This is a genomic window from Xanthomonas sp. LMG 8993, assembly GCF_009835065.2.
Taxonomy (GTDB): Bacteria; Pseudomonadota; Gammaproteobacteria; order Xanthomonadales; family Xanthomonadaceae; genus Xanthomonas; species Xanthomonas arboricola.
The window spans coordinates 330,291-353,229 of sequence record NZ_QVIF02000003.1 but is presented as its reverse complement, the minus strand read 5'-3'; the positions used below and the strand labels follow the sequence as shown (position 1 = coordinate 353,229).

20 protein-coding genes are annotated in these 22,939 nt (G+C 66.9%); 12 read left to right on the top strand and 8 right to left on the bottom strand.

Features of this window, described 5'->3' with window-relative positions:
- Nucleotides 1-25: 25 nt before the first annotated feature.
- Complete coding sequence (locus tag DYQ94_RS07945) at nucleotides 26-676, bottom strand: thiol:disulfide interchange protein DsbA/DsbL (RefSeq protein WP_160955284.1); 651 nt, start codon at nucleotides 674-676, stop codon at nucleotides 26-28.
- Between the two features lie 97 nt (nucleotides 677-773).
- Nucleotides 774-1,571 (bottom strand): c-type cytochrome, encoded by a 798-nt coding sequence (locus DYQ94_RS07940; protein ID WP_024939455.1) that lies wholly within the window; start codon nucleotides 1,569-1,571, stop codon nucleotides 774-776.
- Nucleotides 1,572-1,715: 144 nt separating this feature from the next.
- Here DYQ94_RS07940 and yihA point away from each other — a divergent pair, with 144 nt between their 5' ends.
- A complete protein-coding gene (yihA, locus tag DYQ94_RS07935; protein ID WP_024939454.1) occupies nucleotides 1,716-2,339 on the top strand; it encodes a ribosome biogenesis GTP-binding protein YihA/YsxC in 624 nt (207 codons plus the stop codon).
- 70 nt (nucleotides 2,340-2,409) lie between these two features.
- Here yihA and DYQ94_RS07930 read toward each other — a convergent pair whose 3' ends face one another.
- Together DYQ94_RS07930 and DYQ94_RS07925 are read right to left on the bottom strand one after the other, a co-directional pair.
- Nucleotides 2,410-3,387: an MBL fold metallo-hydrolase gene (locus tag DYQ94_RS07930; RefSeq protein WP_160954916.1), complete on the bottom strand. Its 978-nt coding sequence runs from the start codon at nucleotides 3,385-3,387 to the stop codon at nucleotides 2,410-2,412.
- 104 nt (nucleotides 3,388-3,491) lie between these two features.
- Nucleotides 3,492-4,328, bottom strand: coding sequence for a helix-turn-helix transcriptional regulator (locus DYQ94_RS07925; RefSeq protein ID WP_102254812.1), 837 nt, complete (start codon nucleotides 4,326-4,328; stop codon nucleotides 3,492-3,494).
- 291 nt (nucleotides 4,329-4,619) lie between these two features.
- Between DYQ94_RS07925 and DYQ94_RS07920 the strand changes: the two genes are divergently transcribed.
- Entirely contained in the window at nucleotides 4,620-5,984 is a 1,365-nt protein-coding gene (locus tag DYQ94_RS07920) for a glutamate--cysteine ligase (protein WP_160954915.1), read from the top strand.
- A 135-nt stretch (nucleotides 5,985-6,119) separates the two neighbouring features.
- On the opposite strand, the gene DYQ94_RS07915 is transcribed toward DYQ94_RS07920, so the two are convergent.
- Together DYQ94_RS07915 and DYQ94_RS07910 are read right to left on the bottom strand one after the other, a co-directional pair.
- On the bottom strand, nucleotides 6,120-7,643 hold the full coding sequence (locus DYQ94_RS07915) for an ATP-binding protein (protein ID WP_104608531.1): 1,524 nt from the start codon (nucleotides 7,641-7,643) through the stop codon (nucleotides 6,120-6,122).
- Nucleotides 7,640-8,359, bottom strand: coding sequence for a response regulator (locus DYQ94_RS07910; RefSeq protein WP_087962308.1), 720 nt, complete (start codon nucleotides 8,357-8,359; stop codon nucleotides 7,640-7,642). The genes DYQ94_RS07915 and DYQ94_RS07910 overlap by 4 nt, the downstream gene beginning before the upstream one ends.
- 137 nt (nucleotides 8,360-8,496) lie before the next feature.
- Here DYQ94_RS07910 and DYQ94_RS07905 point away from each other — a divergent pair, with 137 nt between their 5' ends.
- From DYQ94_RS07905 to fghA, 7 genes are all read left to right on the top strand, one after another.
- Entirely contained in the window at nucleotides 8,497-9,597 is a 1,101-nt protein-coding gene (locus tag DYQ94_RS07905) for a glycosyltransferase (protein ID WP_126965286.1), read from the top strand.
- Nucleotides 9,598-10,720: 1,123 nt separating this feature from the next.
- Nucleotides 10,721-11,026, top strand: a complete 306-nt coding sequence (locus DYQ94_RS07900) for a hypothetical protein (protein ID WP_237474936.1) — start codon at nucleotides 10,721-10,723, stop codon at nucleotides 11,024-11,026.
- Nucleotides 10,966-14,337 carry a PAS domain-containing sensor histidine kinase gene (locus DYQ94_RS07895; protein ID WP_237474935.1) on the top strand — a complete coding sequence of 1,124 codons (3,372 nt, stop codon included), beginning with the start codon at nucleotides 10,966-10,968 and terminating at the stop codon, nucleotides 14,335-14,337. The genes DYQ94_RS07900 and DYQ94_RS07895 overlap by 61 nt, the downstream gene beginning before the upstream one ends.
- A gap of 275 nt (nucleotides 14,338-14,612) precedes the next feature.
- Nucleotides 14,613-14,888 carry a formaldehyde-responsive transcriptional repressor FrmR gene (frmR, locus tag DYQ94_RS07890; protein WP_016902624.1) on the top strand — a complete coding sequence of 92 codons (276 nt, stop codon included), beginning with the start codon at nucleotides 14,613-14,615 and terminating at the stop codon, nucleotides 14,886-14,888.
- 63 nt (nucleotides 14,889-14,951) lie between these two features.
- A complete protein-coding gene (locus tag DYQ94_RS07885) occupies nucleotides 14,952-16,061 on the top strand; it encodes an S-(hydroxymethyl)glutathione dehydrogenase/class III alcohol dehydrogenase (RefSeq protein WP_054591879.1) in 1,110 nt (369 codons plus the stop codon).
- Nucleotides 16,062-16,129: 68 nt separating this feature from the next.
- Complete coding sequence (gene gfa / locus DYQ94_RS07880; RefSeq protein ID WP_160954914.1) at nucleotides 16,130-16,705, top strand: S-(hydroxymethyl)glutathione synthase; 576 nt, start codon at nucleotides 16,130-16,132, stop codon at nucleotides 16,703-16,705.
- A gap of 59 nt (nucleotides 16,706-16,764) precedes the next feature.
- Nucleotides 16,765-17,595 (top strand): S-formylglutathione hydrolase, encoded by an 831-nt coding sequence (gene fghA / locus DYQ94_RS07875; RefSeq protein ID WP_160954913.1) that lies wholly within the window; start codon nucleotides 16,765-16,767, stop codon nucleotides 17,593-17,595.
- A gap of 604 nt (nucleotides 17,596-18,199) precedes the next feature.
- Here fghA and DYQ94_RS07870 read toward each other — a convergent pair.
- Nucleotides 18,200-19,609 carry an aminotransferase-like domain-containing protein gene (locus DYQ94_RS07870; protein WP_126965288.1) on the bottom strand — a complete coding sequence of 470 codons (1,410 nt, stop codon included), beginning with the start codon at nucleotides 19,607-19,609 and terminating at the stop codon, nucleotides 18,200-18,202.
- Nucleotides 19,610-19,737: 128 nt separating this feature from the next.
- Between DYQ94_RS07870 and DYQ94_RS07865 the strand changes: the two genes are divergently transcribed.
- Together DYQ94_RS07865 and DYQ94_RS07860 are read left to right on the top strand one after the other, a co-directional pair.
- Entirely contained in the window at nucleotides 19,738-20,529 is a 792-nt protein-coding gene (locus DYQ94_RS07865; RefSeq protein ID WP_126965289.1) for a PhzF family protein, read from the top strand.
- A complete protein-coding gene (locus DYQ94_RS07860) occupies nucleotides 20,526-21,452 on the top strand; it encodes a DMT family transporter (RefSeq protein ID WP_126965290.1) in 927 nt (308 codons plus the stop codon). The genes DYQ94_RS07865 and DYQ94_RS07860 overlap by 4 nt, the downstream gene beginning before the upstream one ends.
- 40 nt (nucleotides 21,453-21,492) lie before the next feature.
- Here DYQ94_RS07860 and DYQ94_RS07855 read toward each other — a convergent pair whose 3' ends face one another.
- The gene (locus tag DYQ94_RS07855; protein ID WP_039509881.1) at nucleotides 21,493-21,831 is read right to left on the bottom strand and encodes a hypothetical protein; all 339 of its coding nucleotides are present in this window, start codon (nucleotides 21,829-21,831) and stop codon (nucleotides 21,493-21,495) included.
- A gap of 1,007 nt (nucleotides 21,832-22,838) precedes the next feature.
- Between DYQ94_RS07855 and DYQ94_RS07850 the strand changes: the two genes are divergently transcribed.
- On the top strand, nucleotides 22,839-22,931 hold the full coding sequence (locus DYQ94_RS07850) for a potassium-transporting ATPase subunit F (RefSeq protein WP_006452907.1): 93 nt from the start codon (nucleotides 22,839-22,841) through the stop codon (nucleotides 22,929-22,931).
- Nucleotides 22,932-22,939: the final 8 nt, after the last annotated feature.

Genomic DNA, 22,939 nt, shown 5'->3' with positions numbered 1-22,939 from the left:
CGGCCGTCGGTGGCGGTTACGCGGTTCAGCGCTTGGCAGGCGCAGCGTGTTCGCGGGCGATCAGGTAGTCGGCCACGCGCAGCATGTCCGGGTAGTTGCGCGCGCCGATCAGATAGCGCCCGTTGACGATGATCGCCGGGGTGCCGGGCAGCTTGCTGCGCTTGGCGAACTCGCGCGCGGCATCGAGCCTGGCGTCGACCGCCTGGCTCTTGTAGGTCTCGATGAAGCGCTGCTGCGGCACGCCGTAGCCGGCGTAGAAGGCGGCCAGTTCCTCCGGGGCGACGTTCTGGGTCGGCACGGTCTGCTTTTCGTGGATCGCCTCGAACATGGCGCGATGGCTGCGCTTGGCCACGCCCAGGACATCGGCGGCGAAGTAGGCACGCGCGAAGGCATCCCAGAACCCGCCGAAGGCCGCCGGCACCGGGGTGAAGCGCACATACGACGGCTGCTTGGCCACCCAGGCCTCCAGGGTTGGCTCGAAGTGCGCGCAGTGCGGGCAGGTGTAGCCGAACACCTCGACCACTTCCACCTTGCCGGCCAGCGGCGCGTACGGCTGGCCGCCGTCGATGACGATGTAGTCGTCGCCCTCGACCGGCGGGGCGTTCTTGTCGGCGGCACAGGCCGCCAGCGGCATCAACAGCAACAACAGCAGGGACAGGCGGGAAAGCAGATTCATGCAGGCTCCGTGGGGGTGGGAAGGGGGAGGGCGGGAAACGACGACGCCGGTCGCGGGACCGGCGTCGTGACACGCTGTGGCGGTTGCGGCGGTCAGCTCATGAGCGTGCGGGCGTTGCTGCGGGCAGTTGCGCGGCGGCGGCATCGTCGGCGCGGTCGTGCAGACCCTGCAGATAGCTGGCCAGCGCCTGGATCTCCTGCTCGGTCAGCGGGTGCGCCACCTGCGCCATGATATTGAACAGCGCCGGGTTGCGCTCCTGGGTGGTGCCGGCCTGGTATTCCTTCAGGCGCCGCGCCACGTACTCGGCATGCTGGCCGCCCAGGCGCGGATACGCCGGGCCCGGATTGCCGCTGCCGGACGGGCCATGGCAGGCCATGCAGGCCGGCACGCCGCGCGCGACATCGCCACTGCGGTAGAGCTTCTCGCCGACTTGGTAGAACTTCAGGCCCTGGTACGGCCCCTCGTTGACCACCGCATCGTCGGCCACCCCGGCAGCGGCTTTTTGCGTGGCGAAGTAGGCGCCCAGGTCGCGCATGTCCTGCGCGGTGAGGTCCTTGACGAACGGCACCATCACCGCCGACATGCCGGTATTGCGCTCGCCGCTGGCGATCAAGGCGACTTGGTGCGCCACGTAGCGCTCGGTCTGTCCGGCGATGCGCGGGTACATGGCCACCGCCGGATTGCCGTCCGGGCCATGGCAGGCCGCGCAGGCGGCGGCCTTGGTCTGGCCGGCCTTGGCATCGCCCCAGGTGGTCTTGGACAGGTCCACCTCCAGCGGGGCAATGCGCACCGGCGGCGGATCGGGGATCGGCGTGACCGCCGACTGCGCAAACGCCACGGCGGCGATGACCGGCACGGCGAGGGCGGCGAGGACTAGCACACGAGCATGGCGCATCAGCTAAAGCTCCGTATGGACCCGGCCCGCGCGCGTTGGGTGCTGGCTGTGGCAGGCGTGCTTCGATTATCGACACGCCTTTGCGCCAGGGTCAACGAACAGTGCAGCAAAACCGTCAGGCCCCGAACGTGCGATCCTAGGGAGATGTCGCTCCTTATCGAACAAGCCCGCTACCACCTGTCCGCCCATAACGCCCGGCAATTGCCCGACGATGGCGGCTACGAGGTCGCCTTTGCCGGCCGCTCCAACGCCGGAAAATCCAGCGCGCTCAACGCGCTGACCCGCCAGAACGCACTGGCGCGCGTGTCCAAGACCCCCGGCCGCACTCAGCAGCTGGTGTTCTTCCAGATCCAGCCCGAGCGCTATCTGGTGGATCTGCCCGGTTACGGCTACGCCAAGGTGCCGCAGGACCTGCAGGCGCACTGGCAGGCCTTCATCGACCGCTATTTCCGCACCCGCGAAGCCCTGCGCGGGCTGGTGGTGGTGATGGACATCCGCCATCCGCTCAAGGATTACGACCTGCAGATGCTCGGCTATGCGGCCGAGCGCGGCCTGCCCGCGCACGGTTTGCTGACCAAGGCCGACAAGCTCGGCCGTGGCCAGCAGATGCAGACGCTGCAGAAGGTCAAGAAGGAAGTGACCTCGCGCTTTGGCGACAGCGTGACCGTGCAGACCTATTCCGGCGAGTCGCGCCAGGGCGTGGACGAGTTGCGCGGCATCGTCGGCGGCTGGCTGGGCCTGGACGTCGCGGCGCCTGCCGCGGAGTGAGCCGGGCCGGGCCTGGCGCATGACGCCTGGCCTTCAGACCATCAGGACGGCGAGCCAGGGCTCGCCGATTTCATTGCGGCACCGCGCCGAATTCGGTCGGCACCCAGGCGAACGCCTGGCCCTCGCGGCGCACATGACCCAGCCCCGGGAACGGCAGATGCGCGCCGGCCACCCACCAGCGGCCGTCGGCGGCCTGCGCCAGCAGACGACGCCGTGAGGCGATCGCCTTGCTGCGGTCGCTGTCGGCCTCGAACGAGGCGTCCGGCCGGGCAAACTGCACCGCGTGGTAATGCAGCACATCGCCCCACACCAGCACCGTGTTGCCGGTGCCACCGTCGAAGCGGTACGAGACATGGCCGGGCGTGTGGCCCTGGCTGTCCAGCGCGCTGATGCCGGCCGGCAATGCGCTGATGCCGGGCTGGAAGCGGCGCAGCCGACCCTGGGCCTGATACGGCGCCACCGCTGCGCGTGCCAGCGGGAAGGCGAACTGCAGCGTCGGCGCGGCACCGGCCTCCGAGGCCGGGTCCAGCCAGTACGCGGCGTCGGCCTCGGACAGCCACACCGTGGCGTTGGGAAAGGCCGGCCTGCCCTGCGCATCGAGCAGCCCGCACAGGTGGTCCGGATGCGCGTGGGTGAGCAGCACATCGTCGATCTGGGCGGGGTCGTAACCGGCGGCGCGCAGGTTGCTCAGCACCTGACCCAGGCCGGGCCCCAGGCACTGCGCGGTGCCGGTATCGACCAGGCTGAGGTGGCTGCCGTCCTGGATCAGATAGGCGTTGACTGCCGTCTGCAGCCCCTTGCCGTCTTCGGGCACGTAGCCCTGCGCGAGCAGGCGGTCGCGCTCTGCCGGGGCCACGTTGGACAGCTGTTGCCGCGTCAACGCCACGCTGCCGTCGAACAAGGCGGTGACGCGCAGCGTGCCGATGCGCTGCAGGTAGAAGCCGGGGACCTGTGCGTGGGTGGATGCGGGCGCAGCGGCGTGCGCCAGCGTGGCGCTTGCGGCGAGCAACAGCGGCGCCAGCGAACGCAGGGCGGAAAAAACAGACATGGGCAACTCCAGGACAGGCGGCAAGCGCCGCGGTGTCGCCATGCTGGCGGCGGCGACCTGCGCGATTCGCTCATTGCGCTGCGCGAAGCGCTCGCGTCGGCGATCTAGCGGCTATTGCCGATGCTGGCCGGGTCCAGCCCGTAGCGCTGCTGGAAGCGCTGACTGAAGCTGCGGGTAGAGCGATAGCCGGCACGCGCGGCCACGGTCTTGAGCGGCCAGCGCGTGCTGTAGAGCAAGGCCATGGCGTGCGCCAGCCGCGCGTCGGTGATCAATTCGCGCAGCGAGCGGTGTTCGGCAGCCAGATGCCGGCGCAAGGTGGCGCCGCTGATGCCCAGGCTGTCTTCGATATCGCGCGAGCGCCACGCCCGCTGCGGTTGCGCGGTGATCAGCGTACGCACCTGCTCGGCAACGCTTGGCGCCGGCGGCAACAACAGGCCGCCGTGGCCGCGGCGGCAGAGGGTGACGACCAGTGCGGCCAGCGCCAGGCGTGCTTCGGTATACAGTCCGTGCTGCAGGGCATCGCGCCATTGCCGCAGCGTCAGCGCGAAATCGATCGCCGGCAGTTGTGCGATGTCGGCGCCGGCCTCGGGCAGCGGCTCGTTCCACAATGCGCGTGCAGCGGCCAGCGCCTCTTCGCAGAGGGGGACCACCACGCTCAGGTAGAGCCCGGTCTGCGGGTCGGGCGTGTTGATCACATCGATCCGGCAACGGCGCGTCACCAGGAACAGGTCGCCCGGCACGAACTGCAGCGATTGGGTCGCGCTGCGCACCTGCTTGCGGCCCTGCAACACAATTGCGAACTGCGCCTGGGTCAGATCTACCGAGCGCGCCCCGTGTTCGCGCCGCGCACTCACGCAGGCAAACCCCTCGGCGCGCTCGCAGTGCAGCAGGCTGGCCATCTGCGCGAGCAGGGCGTCGGTGGGTGTGGGCGCAACGGTCATGGCCGGGCGATGCTACAGGATCGCGGCTGCGCGGCTGCGGACGATCAAACGCCGTGCATCCGCGCCTGCGGGAAGTTGCGGGTGTCCAGTTTCAGCCTGGACGGTTGCGACCCACTGCGCCTCCGTCACGCCCGGCCTCGGCTACCGCGGCCACGCCGTGCGCATGGATGGAAATCTCAGACCCGGCCGATGGCAGCAATTCTTTCCATGCCCTGCGGTTATAGTGCGGGCCTTGCGGTGGCAGGGGAGGACCCCCACATCGTTCCCCTAAATTTTCCTGCGAGCCTGCCCTTGTCGAGTCCCAGCCACGTTGCCGAAACGCCGATCACCGAACGCGCGGAGCTGGTCCAGGTGCTGGCCTCCGGCGAGAAGCCCAGCGCTGACTGGCGGATCGGCACCGAGCACGAAAAGTTCGGCTTCCAGCTCGACGACCTGCGCGCGCCCACGTTCGAAGGCGAGCGCGGCATCCAGGCGCTGCTGACCGGGTTGACCCGCTTCGGCTGGGAGCCGGTGCAGGAAAATGGCCACACCATCGCGCTGCTGCGCGACGGCGCCTCGGTGACGCTGGAGCCGGCCGGCCAGCTGGAACTGTCGGGTGCGGCGGTGGAAACCCTGCATCACACCTGCGTGGAAACCGGCACCCATCTGGACGAAGTGGCGCAGGTGGCCGGTGAGTTGCAGCTGGGGTTCCTGGGCATGGGCTTCCAGCCCAAGTGGCGCCGCGATGAAATGCCGTGGATGCCCAAGGGCCGCTACCAGATCATGAAGAACTACATGCCCAAGGTCGGCTCGCTCGGCCTGGACATGATGACCCGCACCTGCACGGTGCAGGTCAACCTGGATTACGCCACCGAAGCGGACATGGTGAAGAAGTTCCGCGTGTCGCTGGCGTTGCAGCCGATCGCCACCGCGTTGTTCGCCGATTCGCCGTTCACCGAAGGCAAGCCGAACGGCTACCTGAGCTACCGCTCGCACATCTGGACCGATACCGACGCCGACCGCACCGGCATGCTGGACTTCGTGTTCGAGGACGGCTTCGGCTACGAGCGCTATGTCGATTACCTGCTCGATGTGCCGATGTATTTCTCCTACCGCGACGGTGTCTATGTCGATGCCAGTGGGCAGAGCTTCCGCGACTTCATGCAGGGCAAGTTGCCGGCATTGCCGGGTGCGTTGCCGACGCTGCGCGACTGGTCGGACCACATGACCACCGCATTCCCGGAAGTGCGCCTCAAGAAGTACCTGGAAATGCGCGGCGCCGACGCCGGCCCGTGGGACCGCCTGTGCGCGCTGTCGGCGTTCTGGGTGGGGTTGCTGTACGACGACACCGCGCTGGATGCGGCCTGGGATCTGGTCAAGGATTTCAGCACCACCGAGCGCCACGCGCTGCGCGACGGCGTGCCCAAGCATGCGCTCGGCCTGCCGTTCCGCAATGGCACGGTGCGCGACCTAGCGGTGGAAGCGGTCAAGATCGCCCGCGAGGGCCTGCGTCGGCGTGCGCGCCTGAATGCCGATGGTCAGGACGAAACCGGCTTTGTGGATGTGATCGCCGAGATCGCCGAGAGCGGTGTTACCGCCGCCGAGCGCAAGCTGGCGCTGTATCACGGTGCATGGAATGGCGACATCGATCGCGTGTTCCGCGAGTTTGCGTATTGAGCGCTTGCTGATCGCAGCAGTGGTCGCGCGCGGCTGATCGATCGCGCGGATCGTCGTGTGCAGGCGTGAATTCCCGGATACGCGCCGGTCTGCACCCCCGAGCTTGCGGGCGAGAGAACGTACTCCAACCCGGCCCTAGCGCCGCTCCGGCATGCACGGCAGGCGCACCGTCACCCGCAGGCCGCCACCTGTTGCACGGTTGTCCAGGCGCAGGTCGCCGCCATGCGCCAGCACGATGCTGTGCGCCACCGACAAACCCAGCCCGATGCCGCCGGTGTCGCGATTGCGCGAGGACTCGCCACGCACGAACGGCAACAGCAGCTGTTCGCGCTGGGTCGGGTCGATGCCGGGGCCGTCGTCGTCGATCCACAGCACGCCCTCTTCGCCGTCGCGCTGCAGTTGCAGGCGCGCGCGCTTGCCGTATTTCAGCGCGTTCTCCAGCAGGTTCATCACTGCGCGCCGCAAGGCCAGCGGGTCGCCATCCAGGGTGATCGCCGGGCCGGGCAGCAGTTCGGCATCGGCGCCGATGTCGGTGGCGTTGTCGACCACGCTTTCCACCAGCAGGCGCAGGTCCAGCGGCGCGCGCTTGCCGCGGTGGCGATCGTTCTGGATGAAGTCCAGCGCGGCGGAAATCATCGCCTTCATCTCGTCGATGTCGGCCAGCGCCTTGTCGCGCAACGGCGGCTGCAGGCCGTCCAGGCGGAACGACAGGCGCGCCAGCGGCGTGCGCAGGTCGTGCGCGATCGCCGCCACCATGTGGGTGCGTTCGTTGATCAGGCGGTTCAGGCGGGCCTGCATCGCATTGAACGAATCGGCCGCGCGCACGATCTCCGGCGGGCCGCTGCGTTGCAATGCGGCAGCATCCGGGTTGCGGCCCAGCCGGTCGGCGGCTTCGGCAAAGCGCTTGATCGGCGCCGACAGCGCGCGCGAGAACCACCACGCCAGCGGCACGTTGGCCAGCAGGCCGGCCAGGAACAGCAGCACCACATGGGTCTTGAACTCGGCCGACAGCCGCCGCGGTGGCGATTCGACCGTGCGCCAGCGGCCATCGGGCTGTTGCAGCGCGGCGGTGAAGCCGTCCAGCAAGGGCACGCCCGGGGTCAGGCGCTCGCTTTCCCAGGCGCCGGGGCTGTCGTCCGGACGCAGTCCATTGCCGAACGGCGGGGCACCGGGGGGGCGCTCGTGCGGCCAGTCGCCTGGCGCCGGCGGCGAGCGCTGCAAGGCCTCGTGGCGATTGCCGGCGTAACTGGCATCGCCATCATCGGCCCCGAATGCCTGCGATTGGCCGGGCATGCGCGGCGGTGGGGACATGCCGATGCGCGGGCCCTGACGATCGTCGGCGCTGCGGTAGAAGCGCACGCGCTGCTCGGGGACATCCAGCCAATGGGCCAGCAGCATTTCGGCGAACCCGTCGCGCACCTGGCCTGCCGGCGGCAGCGGGGCCTGGGCCGATTCGTGCACCGTCAGGGTCTGGGTGCCGGCCGGCATGCGCGTGGACAGCAGCGCCACCACCTCCGGCGGATGCACCGGCGGCTCGTAGACCGGGGTGCGCATCACCAGCAGGGCGATGCCGATGACCTGGGCGGTGAGCAGTGCCACCGCCAGCAGCACGAAGGTACGGGCAAAGATCGACAGCCCGCGACGTGCCGGTTTGCTCACAGACGCGAAACGCCCGGCAGCAGCATGTAGCCCTCGTTGCGCACGGTGCGGATCAACTCGGTATGCACGCGCTCGTTGATCTTGCGGCGCAGGCGGCTGATCTGGCTGTCGATGGCGCGGTCATAGACGTCGGTATCGCGGCCACGGGCGTAGTCCAGCAACTGGTCGCGGCTGAGCACCCGCTGCGGATGCTCGACGAAGGTACGCAGCAGCGCGAACTCACCGTCGGACAGGTTGATGAAGATGCCGGTGGGGTCACGCAGGTCGCGCCGCACCACGTCCAGCCGCCAACCGGCGAACTCGTAGACATTGCCACGGTGGTCGGCCTGCTCGCTGCTGGCCTGGCTGCGGCGCAGCAGGGCGCGTACCCGCGCCAGCAGTTCGCGCGGATTGCAGGGTTTGGCCAGGTAATCGTCGGCGCCCACTTCCAGGCCGATGATGCGGTCGGTGTCGTTGCCCAGCGCGCTGAGCATGATGACCGCAGGTGAACCGCGCTCGCTGGCCAGCGCCCGCGCCGCGCTCAGGCCGTCTTCTCCAGGCATCATCACGTCGAGTACGATGAGGTCCGGGCGGCGCTGGGCGATGCTCTTGCGCATCTCCGCCACGTTTTCGGCAACGTCCACCTGGTAGCCGTGGGCGCTGAGGAACTCGCCGATCAGCTTGCGCAGGTCCGGGTCGTCGTCGACCACAAGAACGCAGGGTTGTTGCATGTCCATGGAGATCATCGTCGGTGGCGCGGAGCTTGGCCCGCGCAGGGTGGTGGCGACCGGGTACATGGTGCTCGCAGTTGCAGGGCTGGAGCACGCATCATAATGATTGAATTTGTCAACCTTTGGCACACGTGTGACGCAACATGACAGAACGGGACATCGCGCAGGAAACCGGGCCATCGACACTGTGCCGCAGCAATGGCGAGTGTACGCATGACAAGGCGTTTCCGATGATGCGGGTGATCAGCCGCGACAACGGCGTGGGCCTGACCCGGGACATGGTGCTGATGGCGCAGACGCTGCGTGCCGGCGGCATACCGGTGCAGGAAGTGGGCTTCACCAGTCAGCGGCTGCACGACACCGCACGCGAAGCCCGTCTGTGGGCCAGTCGCGCGCTGTTCGGGCGGGTGCCGGTGCAGATCTTTTCCGAGCGCGTGTATGCGCGCTGCCTGCCGCTGGGCCAGACCAACCTGCTGGTGCCCAATCCGGAATGGTTGCTGCCCAAGTGGCTGCCGCGGCTGCCGCAGTTCGACGCGGTGTTGTGCAAGACCCATCACGCGGAGCGGATTTTCCGCAGTCTGGGCTGCACCACGCGGTTCATCGGCTTCACCAGCCCGGATCGCTACGACGCACAGGTCGTGCGTCAGCGTGCGTTCTTCCATCTGGCCGGGCGCAGCACCGCCAAGGGCACCCGTGTGCTGCTGGAGACCTGGCAGCGGCATCCGGAATGGCCGCTGCTGACGGTGGTGCAGAATCCGCGCACGGCCGGCAAGCCGGTGGTGTCGCCGAACATCGACCACCGCGTCCGTTATCTCGACGACGCCGAACTGCGCCGCCTGCAGAACGCGCACCTGTTCCATCTGTGCCCATCCGAGGCCGAAGGCTTCGGGCATTACCTGATGGAAGCGCTGAGCGTGGGCGCGGTGACGCTGGCCACCGACGGTGAGCCGATGAACGAACTGGTCAGGCCCGAGCACGGCGTGCTGATTCCGGTGGCCGAGGTGCACCAGCGGCGTCTGGCGTCGTACTACTTCGTGGACGCGGCGGGCATTGCGCAGGCGGTGGAAACCGCGCTGGCCTTGTCGCAGGCGCAGCTGGATCAGCTGTCTGCCAACGCGCGGGCGTTCTACCAGGCCAACGATGCCGCGTTCGCCGCGCGCTTCCGCAATGCGGTGTTGGCGTCGTTGCCGGCAGATGCGGCGGAGGTCACCACGGACGTGGCCCAGGCGGTCGTCGAAAATTGATGCGTTAGCCCCTGGCTTGGCCGGGTCACCGCTCTGACAAAGCCCTGCGTGTTGGATGCAGCACGGTGCTGGCGTGGTCCCAGGTCTTGCACGCTGCATGACGGCGCACGCCAGCGATCGGCGCGCAGCGGCAAATGCACGACATATCGCGATGCAACGCTCTCCCTGACCAAGCGGGTACAGCCCGCCATTGCCATGTGCGTGCGGTAAGCGCATGCGCCATCCAGCCAGGGAGATTGACGATGGTCCAGACACGTTCCACAGCCGTTGCCATCAGTGCAGTGCTCGCAGTGATCGGCCTGGGCGGCTGCGCCAGTTTCTGCGGCGCACCTTCCGGCGGGCCACCGCCGCCGCCCGCGCCACCACAGGCACAGCGTGGTCCGCCACCACCACCGCCACCGAGTGCGAGCGATCTGGCCGCGATGCAGGCCTGTGCTCAAGAGCAGGGAGTGGCCTTGCCCCCGCCAGTTGCGGCCACGCCGCATCCCGATGCGCCCACGCAGGGCATGGACCGCAGTGCGTTTGAGCGCTGTCTGGCCAGCAACGGCGTGCGGCGGCCAATGCCGTTGCCCGGCGGGCCCTGGCGCGACGGCCCGGCGCCAGATCGCCCGCACGGGCCTGGCGAACCACATGGTCCGCCACCCCACGATCCCGACTTCGACGCCGCGTTGCAGGCCTGTGCCACCGCGCAAGGCATCGCGTTGCCTGCGCCTGACGCGTCGCCCCTTGGCCCGCCTCCGCCCGCGCTGTCGCAATGCCTGGAGGCCGAAGGTTTCGCGCCACTGCCGCGGCATGGCTGATCGTGCTGATCACGCCGCCCGTCGGTTCTAGCTGCTGGCGGCGACGCTGCAGCTGGAGTGAGTTGCGCAGGAGCGGCGGTCGCCCTGCACGATGCATTGCGGGATCCGGACGAAGCGGACACTGGCCGCGCTTGGCGGCCTCTACCTGGATCCTCTGACAATCGCCAAGCAGTCGCGAGGCCGACTGAAGCGATTTTCCTCCGTGATGCTTCAGCCGGGTCCTATCCGTATGCCAGGCACTCGACGACACTCTGCAGTGTCGAGCACGCTACTGACAAGCTCTTCGCCATCGATTGCGCACTGTGTGGGCTCACCCGGTACGAATGATCGACGACGATGCGCGCAGGCAAGAGCCGGCCACGATGAGTGCCGTGCCCGACGACACCATGCAGGACAACGCGGCGCTGCGGGACGAGCTTTCCGGCATGCGTCGCCTGCATGCCCTGCAGGTCAGCCTGGCGGCACAGGCCGATGCGCGCATCGCGCTGCAGGAGATCACCCGCTTGCCTGTGCCTTCGCGCGTACCGACTGCGGCTGCGTGCAACTGGTCAGTGCACACAACAGCGAGATGGAGCTGCGTGTCTATCGCGGACATGACGAACGCAGCGCATTCGTCCAGCAGTTCCTGAAGGACGGCTTCCAGGCGACCTGCGACACCGTGCGGCGCGAACGTCGGCAGTTGGTGATCGAGGACATCGAAACCTTCACCCCGTTGAAGGGAACGCCCGATTATGAGGCCGCGCTGTGCAGCGGCATCCGTGCTGCCCAGTTCACTCCGTTGTTCAATCGTGCCGGTGGCCTGCTGGGATTGCTCGGGACCCAGTTCACGGTGCCGTATCGGCCTGCGGAGCACGAACTCAGATTGCTCGAACTGCTCGCATGGACGGCTGCCGACTACATCGAGCGCCATCGCGGCGAGCTGGCCTTGCGCATGAGCGAGTCGCGGCTGGCCGCGCTGTCGGCGGCAAGTTCCGAGGTGCATTACCGCATGAGCGCCGACTGGGACGAGATGCACCAGCTGACCGCCGGCGCACGCACTGCCGATGCGATGGCGACCAGCCGTTCCTGGATCATGGATTACATCCCTGCAGAGGATCAGGCGCTGGTGCGGAGCAGGATCGATGCAGGGATCCGCGCGCGCAGCGCGATCGTGTTCGAGCACCGGGTGCGACGCGCCGATGGCAGCATTGCGTGGATGGCGACCAAGGCGGTACCGGCACTGGATGCGGACGGGCGCATCACCGAGTGGTTCGGTGCCGGCGCCGACGTTACCGCGCGCAAGCAGGCCGAGGAACATCTACGCGAAAGCGAGGCGCGGCTGACCTATGTGCTCGATCAGGTTCCGATCGGAATCGGCCTGTTCGATACGCAAGGCCGCTTCACCTACCGTAATCCACAACTGCGTGAGCAGCTGGCAGAGCGGGTGCCCTCGCGCGAGTCATTGCAGGAGCAACCGTGGGCCGGGGTCGACCAGCAGGGGCGGGCGGTTGCGATCGAGGAATTTCCCTGCGCCCGTGCGCTGCGTGGCGAAGATGCGACCATGCCGGTGGATTTCCTCGATCCCCGTGACACTGCGCAGCGCTGGTTGCGCATCACCGCGGTGGCGCTGCGCGAAGAGGATGGTGTGACCGGTGGCGTTGCGGTGGTGCAGGACGTCACGGTGCAGCGCCAGGTGCAGACGGAAGTGGGCGCGCTTGCCGAGCGCAATCGCGACATCCTCGAAAGTATTTCCGACGCCTTCTATGGCGTCGACGCGCAGGGGCGCTTCACCTACATCAACCAGAAAGCCGAGCTGCTGTGGGGGCGTTCGCGCGACCAACTGCTGGGAAACCTGCTGTGGGAGCAGTTTCCCGACTCGATCGGGTCGCTTCCGTATCAGGCGCATGTGCGCGCGGCACAGACACGCCAGGTGGTCAGACTGGAAGCCTTGTCGCCGGCGTTGGGGTACTGGGTGGATATCAGCATCTATCCCACCAACGATGGCGGCATGTCGGTGTACTTCCGCGACATCTCCGACAAGAAACGCGCCGACGCGCGGCTGCGTGCCAGCGAAGAACGCTTCCGCACCGCATTGACGATCGAAACCGTCGGTGCGACCTACTTCGACATGGGCGGCCGCCTCACCGATGCCAACGACACCTTCCTGAAAATGAGCGGCTACAGCCGTGCCGACGTGGAAGCGGGCACGCTCTCCTGGCAGGCGCTGACCCCACCCGAAGCCAGGGACCTGTGCGAGCGGGCGTTCGAGGAACTCAGGACCAAGGGCAGTGCCACACCGTATGAGCGCCAATACCTGTGCAAGGACGGAACCCGGCGCTGGGCCCTGTTTGCGTCCAAGCGCTTGCCCGACGGCACCGGCTTCGAGTTCGTGCTCGACATCACCGACCGCAAGCTCACCGAAGCGGCGCTGCGCGAGGTGCAGGACCGCAATGCCTTCCTGTTGAAACTCTCCGACGCGCTGCGGCCGCTGTCCGATCCGGCTGCGATCCAGGGCGAGGCCGCGCGCGTGCTGGGCGAGCATCTGGCCGCCGGCCGCGCCTACTACGTCGAGGTGGATGCCAGGGCGCAGCAGTACGTGGTCGAGCGCGACTGGCATCAGCCTGATGAAACCAGTCATGCACGTCGTTTCGCGTTGACCGACTGGCCGATGCCCTGGCTGCTCGACGCGCAGACCTGGGTGGTGCGCGATGCCGCCACCGATCGCGCATTGCCCGACGATCAGCGCGCGGCCTATCTGGGCAACCAGATCGCTGCGCTGATCGTAGTGCCGCTGATCAGGGGCGGCCAGGTGGTGGCGACCTTCGTGGTCAATCAACGCAGCGCACGCAACTGGAATGCCGCCGAGATCCGTCTGGCAGAGGAAACAGCCGAGCGCACCGGGGCGGCGCTGGAGCGTGCGCGTGCACAGGGCGCGCTGCTCGAAAGCGAGGAGCGCTACCGGGTGATCCTGGAGAGCGCGCTCGACTACGCAATCTTTACCACCGATACGCGCGGACACATCCAGACCTGGCCGCCGGGTGCGGAGGCGGTGTTCGGCTGGACCGCGGAAGAGGCGATCGGCCAACACATCGCGATGACCTTCGTTGCCGAAGATCGCCTGACCGGCGTGCCGCAGCGCGAGATCGAGCAGGCGCATTACACAGGCGGCGCGCCGAATGTGCGCTGGCATCGGTGCAAGGATGGCCGGCACGTCTTCATCGAAGGCGCAACGCGGCCGCTGCGCAATGGCAGCGCCGAGCCGCTGGGCTATCTCAAGATCGGCCAGGACGTGACCCGACGACGGCAGTGGGAAGATCGCCAGCAGGTGTTGCTGGCCGAGTTGCAGCACCGCACGCGTAATCTGATGGGTGTGGTGCGTGTGGTCTTCAATCGCACGCAGCGCAGCAGCAAGACCATCGCCGAGCTGGCGCTGATCTACAACGATCGCCTGGATGCCCTGGCGCGCGTGCAGGGCCTGCTGTCGCGCCTGAACGAGGGCGATCGCCTTCTGTTCGATGAATTGATCCAGGTCGAGCTGTCGGCCATGGGCGCGATCGATGCGCAAGGCCAAGGCGACCGCGTGACACTGGACGGCCCCGCCGGCGTGCGTCTGCGCTCCAGCACCGTGCAGACCTTTGCGCTGGCCCTGCATGAGCTGGCGACCAATGCCAACAAGTACGGCGCGCTTGCACAGGCCGGCGGCCAGTTGCGGGTGCGCTGGCGCCTGCTGGGTACCGCCAAGGGCACCCGCCTGCATATCGAGTGGAGCGAGACCGGTGTGCATATGCCGGCGCCTGGCGAAGCGGCGCAGGGCTCCGGCTATGGGCGCGAGCTGATCGAACGTGCGTTGCCGTACCAACTGCAGGCCGAGACGACTTACGCGCTGGGGCCGGACGGCGTGCGCTGCACCATCGAGCTGCCGGTATCGCAGAGCATGCGTCTGGACAGCGACGACAGCTGACGGGCGCGTGTTGCGCCTGCAAACGCCCGCCAATGGCGTGCTGCAGTGCGACGGAGGCGGCCGGCGGGCCGAATCTGCCGCCATGCAGCAGCAAGGGGCGAGGAGCTGCGGACGCCTGGATGGACCTTCAACGCCATGGCTGGCGTGGTGGTGTCGCAGCTGGACTCCGATCCAGGCCACAACCGTCAGCAGCCTCCTTGCGCCGACATGCTCATGGGCATGGATTTTTTCGGGCGAATCCATATACTGCCCCCCAGTATCTGGCCGGAGCCGTCATGCCGCATTCGCCGCAGGAAAAAAAGCGGGCGCTAGCACGCGTGCGACGTCTGCGCGGGCAATGCGACGCGCTTGAGCGCGCGCTGGAGGCGGGCGCAGACTGTGCGCCTGTGCTGCAGCAGATCGCCGCAATCCGGGGTGCCGTCAATGGGCTGATGTCGCAGGTGCTCGAAGCGCATATCCGCGAGGACTTCGGCCACGCCGCCGCTTCCGACGCGCAGCGCGCCGAGCGGGTGCAGGAGCTGCTCGGGCTGGTCCGGTCCTATCTCAAATGAACTCCCACCGGGCCGGCGCCTGCCGTGCCCGTCCTTGAACCCCATCGTCAGGAGCGCCACCACATGAAATCCCGTGCAGCAGTTGCATTCGGACCCGGCAAGCCGCTGGAAATCGTCGAGATCGACGTCGCACCGCCACAGGCCGGCGAAGTGCTGGTCCGCATCACCCACACCGGTGTGTGCCACACCGACGCGTTCACGCTGTCCGGCGACGACCCGGAAGGCATCTTCCCGTCCGTGCTGGGCCACGAGGGCGGCGGCATCGTCGAGCAGGTCGGCGAGGGCGTGACCAGCGTCAAGGTCGGCGACCACGTGATCCCGCTGTACACCGCCGAATGCCGCAAGTGCAAGTTCTGTCTGTCGGGCAAGACCAACCTGTGCCAGGCCGTGCGCGCCACCCAGGGCAAGGGCCTGATGCCCGACGGCACCACGCGCTTCTCCTACAACGGCGAGCCGATCTACCACTACATGGGCTGCAGCACCTTCAGCGAGTACACCGTGGTGCCGGAGATCTCGCTGGCGGTGGTGAACCCGGAAGCGCCGCTGGAAAAGGTCTGCCTGCTCGGTTGCGGCGTCACCACCGGCATCGGCGCGGTGCACAACACCGCCAAGGTCAAGCCGGGCGAAAGCGTGGCGGTGTTCGGCCTGGGCGGCATCGGGCTGGCGGTGATCCAGGGCGCGGTGCAGGCCAAGGCCGGGCGCATCCTGGCCATCGACACCAACCCGGGCAAGTTCGATCTGGCGCGCAGCATGGGCGCCACCGATTGCATCAACCCCAAGGACTACGACAAGCCGATCCAGGAGGTCATCGTCGAGCTGACCGATGGCGGCGTGGACTTCAGCTTCGAGTGCATCGGCAACGTCAACGTGATGCGTTCGGCGCTGGAGTGTTGCCACAAGGGCTGGGGCGAGAGCGTCATCATCGGCGTGGCCGGCGCCGGCCAGGAAATCAGCACCCGTCCGTTCCAGCTGGTGACCGGCCGCGTATGGCGCGGGTCGGCCTTCGGCGGCGTCAAGGGACGGACCCAGTTGCCGGGCATGGTGGAGCAATCGATGAACGGCGAGATCGATCTCGATCCGTTCATCACCCACACCATGCCGCTGGAAGAGATCAACGAGGCCTTCCACCTGATGCACGAAGGCAAGTCGATCCGCACCGTGATCCATTTCTGACCGTACGGCCAGGAGCGGCGCGCGGCCGCTTCCGCGCACGTGGTACCCGATACTCCGGGAGGGGCATGATGACCAGCGTCTCGATTCATCCTTCGGTAGACAGTGGTATAGCGCGTGGCGGTGCGGAGAGCTTTCAGGGCGGAACCCTTGAATGCCACTGCGCCAGCGACAAGGTGACCGTGGACGTGGCTGCGCAGACCGCGCACAACCACGCCTGCGGCTGCAGTAAATGCTGGAAGCCGGAAGGCGCGACCTTTTCGGTGATTGCGGTGGCGCCGCGCGACAAGGTCACGGTGACCGCGCATGCGGAAAAGCTCAAGGTCGTCGACGAAAGCGCGGCGATCCAGCGGCATGCGTGCACCGGCTGCGGTGTGCATATGTTCGGTCGCATCGAAGACAAGGGGCACGCGTTTTACGGTCTGGACTTCATCCATACCGAGTTGTCGCAGCAGTCAGGCTGGTCGCCGCCGGGCTTTGCGGCGTTCGTGTCCTCCATCATCGAAACCGGCACGCCGCCGGCGGACATGGACGGCGTGCGTGCGCGTCTCAACGAGCTCGGGCTGACCCCGTACGACTGCCTGTCGCCGGGATTGATGGATGCGCTGGCCGCCAATGTGGCACGCAAGAAAGGTTTGCTGCACTGACCGTCCAACCCCGCGGCCGGCGCTCGTGCCGGCCGCGGGTTTTTTATCGAAGGAATCTCATGGAACGTATCGAACACCATGCCTGCTTCGGCGGCTGGCAAGACGTCTACCGGCATCAGTCGCAGAGCTTGAACTGCAGCATGCAGGTCGGCGTCTATCTGCCCCCGCAGGCCGCCGATGGTCCGTTACCGGTGCTGTACTGGCTGAGCGGGCTGACCTGCACCGAGCAGAACTTCATCAACAAGGCCGGCGCGCAGCGGTATGCGGCCGAGCATGGCGTGATCCTCGTCGCCCCCGACACCAGCCCGCGTGGCGACGATGTGGCCGACGCGGATGGCTACGACATCGGCAAGGGCGCCGGCTTCTATGTGGATGCCACCGAGCAGCCGTGGGCAGCGCACTACCGCATGTACGACTATGTGGTGAACGAATTGCCGGCGTTGATCGAAGCGCAGTTCGCCACCACCGGCGCGCGCGCGATCAGCGGCCACTCGATGGGCGGCCACGGCGCCTTGACCATCGCGTTGAAGAATCCGGGCCGCTATCGCAGCGTGTCGGCATTCTCGCCGATCGTGGCGCCCAGCCAGGTGCCGTGGGGCGAGAAGGCGTTCGGCCAGTACCTGGGGGCGGACCGTGCAGCGTGGCAAGCGTACGACGCCACTGCGTTGATCGCACAGGCGCAGGAACGCCTGCCGCTGTTGATCGATCAGGGCGATGGCGACGAATTTTTGGAAAGCCAGCTGAAGACGTCGCTGTTTGAACAGGCTGCCAAGGCCGCCGATTATCCGGTCACGGTGCGGCTGCAGCCCGGTTACGACCATAGCTACTACTTCATCGCCAGCTTTATCGGCGAACACATCGCACACCATGCCGCGGCATTGCGTGGTTGATCGGCTGGTCGAGTGCGCAGTAGATGCGTGGTATGCGATGGTGGATGGTGGTGCGCATTGCCTTACCTTGCATTGCCGCGCTGCCGCGCTGCCGCGCTGCCGCGCTGCCGTGTTGCGTGGGCCGTGGCATGAATAAAGCCTCGAATTGACCTCCCTTCTCCCCTCCGGAGAAGGTGCCCCGCAGGGGCGGATGAGGATACGGCGAAGCTTGGTAGAGCGCGTAGGTCGGCCGGTAGAGCAGCCTATCTGCGGCGTGGCTGCAGGGCCCTTGCCCGCCCACCATCGCGGGACACGCCGCAAGTACGTCCGTGTAGGCTCTTACGCGGCATCCATGCCGCGTAAGGTCCCGCGACGGTGAGCGGGCAAGGACCAAGCGAGATGGTCGGTGTGCTGGTGCAAGCAGAGCATGGCGTGCCATTGTTTGGATAACGGCGTCCTGTCAGCTTTTCAATACAGCGCATTCAACAGGCAGGCTTCAACACAACGCCCTGCAAACTTCCTGGTAAGGCGCGCAAGCAGCCTTCTCGCATCTGAAGTCTGCGTCGACCAGCTGCGTCACATCATTATCTTGTCGGCTATAGCCATTGCCACAAACCAAGAACGGCTAACGCACTACCTGCGCCGCAAGCTTGCCCAATCGGCGCATCGCGCGCTCCAGGGTGTCGCTCCATGGCTGGCCGCAGGTCAGCCGCAGGTGATCTGCGTAGTCGCCACGGCTGGAGTACAGATGACCGGGCGAGGTGCCGATGCGTTCTGCCAGCGCGGCCTCGAACACGGCCTGGCCGCTACCGCCGTCGGGCAATTGCAGCCATAGCGATAACCCGCCTGCCGGGTCGCCCACGCGCGTGCCTTCCGGCCAATGCCGCACGATGGCACCGCGCAGCCGCTGCCCGTTGTCGGCCAGGGTGCGGCGTAGCTTGCGCAGATGCCGTTCCAGATCGTGTTGCGCCAGGTAGTCGGCCAGTGCCAGTTGCGGCAGGCTGGCGCTGCCGACGGTGGAAAAGTACTTGGCGCGCACCAGGGCGTCGGTCCAGTCGCCACCCAGCAACCACCCCACCCGCAGGCCGGGCGAGAGCACCTTGGAGAACGAGCCGCAGGTGATCACGTTGGCATGGGTATCGAAATGGCGCAGCGGGCGTGGACGTTGCCCCGACCAATCCAGTTCGCCGTAGATATCGTCTTCGATCACCACGGTGCCATGGCGTGCGCAGCTGTCGAGCAATACGCGCTTGGCGCTGTCGGGCGTGAGGCTGCCGCTTGGGTTGTTGAAGTTGGGAATCAGCACTGCCGCACGCACCGGCGTGCGCTGCAACAGCGTATCCAGACGCGCGACATCGATACCCTGGCCGGGACGGTTGGGTACCTCCAGCACCTTCAGGCGCAGTGCCGCCACCGCCTGCAGGATGCCGTGATACGTGGGCGTTTCCACCAGCACCACATCGCCTGGTGCGGTGAGCGTGCGCAGCGCCAGGCTGATCGCCTCCATCGCGCCGGCGGTGATCACCACCTCTTCTGCGTCGACGGTGGTTGCGCAGTGTGCATAACGTTGTGCGATCTGACGGCGCAGTGCGGCATGCCCTTGCGGCGGTGCGTAATCCAGCGCCGCCGTGCGCTGGCGACGCAGCTGCCGCGACAGGGCCGCGGCCAGTTGCGCGGTGGGCAATAACGCAGGCGCGGGGGTGGCAGTGTGCAGCGGCACCAGGTCGGTACGCGCCAAGGTGTCGAGTACGCGCTGCAAGGCGGGGTTGTCGACCATGCCCGGTTTGCGCCGACGTGGGACGGGTGCGGCAGCCGGCAATGCAGGCGCCGCGCTGCGCACGAAGTAGCCCGAGCGCGGGCGCGCTTGCACGCGCCCCTCGCGTTCCAGTTGCAGGCAGGCCTGCACGGCGGTGGCGGTGCTGATGCCATGGTTGGCGGCCAGTTGCCGGATCGAGGGCAGGCGCTCGCCGGCACGCAAGGTGCCGCCTTCGATCTGCTGCCGCAGCTGCGTGGCCAGCGATTCGTACAGCAGCATCTGCGGGCGCCTTCCATCTGTATTGGTCGATTTGCAGCGTATCTGAATCTGTGATGGTCGGGTAGCACGTTGCAGACTGGCCGTGCCCGGTGAGTACGCCAGGTATCTTCCCTTCTGTGAGGTTGGCCGTGCTGCTTCCTGTGTTTATCGTCGATGCGTTCACCACGCTGCGTTTCAAGGGCAATCCGGCAGCCGTGGTGCCATTGCAGGCCTGGTTGCCGGAGCCGGTGATGCAGGCCATCGCCAGCGAACACAATCTTTCGGAGACCGCCTTCTTCGTTCGCGACGACAGCGGGGTGTTCGATATCCGCTGGTTTTCTCCGCTCAAGGAGGTCGGCTTCTGCGGGCATGCGACCTTGGCCAGCGCGTTCGTGATCGCGACGCACCAGCTGGCGGCGTTTCCACTGCGCTTGCGTGCGCCGGCTGTCGGTGAGATCGCCGTTGCCAGGATGGATGAGCGCAGCTTCGAGCTGCGCTTCCCCAACCAGGAGCCGTCGCTGCTGCAAATGGTGCCGCACGCGTTGTCTGAGTCGTTATCGATCGCGCCCCACGCTGTCTATGCGAACGCGCAGGCGTATATCGCCGTCTACGCCGACCAAGCACAGGTGCGTGCGGTGACGCCGGATCTGGGCCGGATGCTGGCGCTGGCGCCGCGCGATGTGGCGGTCACCGCACCAGGCCTTGAGCATGATTTTGTCTCCCGCTATTTCTGGCCCTGCAACGGCGGTAGCGAAGATCCGGTCACCGGATCGATTCATGCCGCGCTTGCGCCGCTGTGGGCGCAGCGGCTGGGCAAGACGCAGCTCACCGCGCTGCAGGTCTCCGCGCGTGGCGGCGAACTGCAGTGCCGGGTCGAGCCGCGGCATGTCTACGTGCGCGGCAGCGCTGTCCAGTATCTGCAGGGAACCATTGCGCTATGAACACTCCCCTATCTGTGCATGCAGTATCGGCCGGCGCTGGGCGACGGGCGGTCTGGCAATTGCTGGTTGCCGAAGTCCTGGTCGGTTCGGTCGGCGTATTCGTCCACGAAAGCGGGCAGGATCCGGTGACGGCGGTGTTCTATCGTTGCCTGTTCGGGGCGCTGTTTCTTACCGTATGCGGCTTGGTCGGTGGACAGCTACGAGGGCTATGGCGCGAGCGTGCGCTGTTGCGCGATGCCATCGTCAGCGGTGTGCTGCTGGTGTTGAATTGGGTGGCGTTGTTCGCCGGCATGGCGCGCTCGTCGATCGGCGTGGCGACCATGGTCTACCACGTGTTTCCGTTCGTGATGTTGCTGCTGGCCGCGTTGTTGCAAGGCGAGCGCGCGCGGCGTGCCGATCTGGGCTGGACGTTGCTGGCATTCGTCGGCGTGGCCTGCTCGGCAAATCCGGCGCGGTTGTGGCAGGCGGCCGACCGTGGCTATCTGATCGGCATCGCACTCACGCTGTTGGCGGCGCTGCTATGCGGTGCGTCGCTGCTGATGTCGCGCCGTATCAGCCGCGAGCGGCCGCTTGCGGTGGTGACGGTGCAGTGTTGGGTCGGCACGTTCCTGCTGGCCGGGTTTTCCAGCAGTGCGGCGTTGCATCCGGGTGTGCACTGGCTATGGCTGGCGGGCCTGGGCGTGATCCACAGCGGTATCGTCTATGTGCTGTTCTATTCGTCCTATCGCCATCTGCATGTGGCCACGATTGCGGTGCTGGCGTTCGTGTACCCGCTGGTGACGCTACTGCTGGACTATCTGCTCTATGGCCACGCATTGGTGCCGGCGCAGTGGCTGGGCCTGGCGCTGATCGTGGTGGGCACACTGGCGGTGAATCTGAAATGGCGCTGGACGCGGCGTGTGGCAGACAGCGCACCGGCCTGAGCAAAGTGCCGCCGCGCAGTGCACGCGGCAGCCGTGGAACTCAACGCACGTCGCGCAGTTCCCAGTGGTGCCCGGCCAGGGCCTGCATGCGCTGCTTGAGCAGGTCGCCGGGGATGCTGGTGGTGGCGACCAGGTCGACACGCAGGTCGCCCTGCTTGCCGGTAACCGTGGCCGACGGATCGGTCACGCCCAGGCTGGGGTCCACCGCGTCCGGGTCGGCCTGCAGCTGGCGCCAGCGATCGAACCAGGCCGGATCGCGCAAGGCGGCCTGCAACTGTTCGGCAAAGGCCTCGGCACCATGGGCACTAAAGCTCACGCTCGCATCGCCGCCGCGGGCGAGCTTGGGGTCGGGCAGGCTGATCGAGTAGCTGACAGGCATGTGCAAGGACTCTGATGGATGACGCCGGTACGTTATTGCAGCGACGGTGATCGCTCCGTCGACAGGTGGGGACACGTGGGGAGCCTCCAGCTGCGGCGTCACGGCCTGTTCCGCGAGCGAAGAGGTGCTGTGCGCTCGTCCCGCCAGGTTTTGACGGCATCTGGTGAGCGAGGCTGCGACTCGGAATCCCGGTTGTCTTTGTGTCCTTGTGTATTAGGGATGAGGTCGCGCGGCTAGGTCAGTTGTAGAGCGGCTGATCTGCGGCTCCACTGCAGGGTCCTTGCCCGCCCACCATCGCAGGACACGCCGCAAGTACGTCCTTGTAGGCTCTTACGCGGCATCCATGCCGCGTAAGGTCCCGCGACGGTGGGCGGGCAAGGACCAGTCCAGATAGTCGGTGTGCACGGGCGAGCAGGGCGTGGCATGCAGTGTTTGCAGCATGGCCAATCAGTTGCCAAGACGAGCCGAGCAATCAGCAGGCTTTCGATAAAGCAATCTCAGAACGTCCTGGTGCGGTGACCTTGCCGGTTCCGGGACCCTTGGCGGCATGGATGCCGCCAAGGAGCCTCCATGGACGGATCTACGGCGTGTCCCGGAAGTGGTGAGGGCACCGCGCCCTCGACCAACGCGGCTTTGCTACCACCTCATAACGTCCTGACTCAAAACCTGGTCGTCCTGAGTTGGGGACTAGAGGCAGAAGTTGCCCGGAAACGGCTGCATAGCGTGGAGACGTGACTGCAGACCGTCGCCACACAGCATTTATGCGGAATTTACGCGGCGGCTGTTGCAGGTCCATAGCGACTTTACGCAGCCCGGGAAGACACTGCGCAGGTTGGCGGAGCGGTTCCGCCGTGGACGATCCCGATGCATCCCTTGACCTGTCTGCTCCATCGCCGCTGCGCGCGCGGTGCGGCAGCGCTTTGCCTTGTCGGCCTGCAGACGCTGCATGCGCCGTCGCATCTCGCATCCATCGCGCCGCGTTGCGCGCGCCTCGGGGAGTAGCCGACATGCCTGCCTGGTTGTCCCTGTTGTGCGGCGTGGCCGTACTCGTTGCCGCCGCGTACCTGTTGTACGTGGTCCTGCGCCCCGAAGACTTCTGATGCGAGTG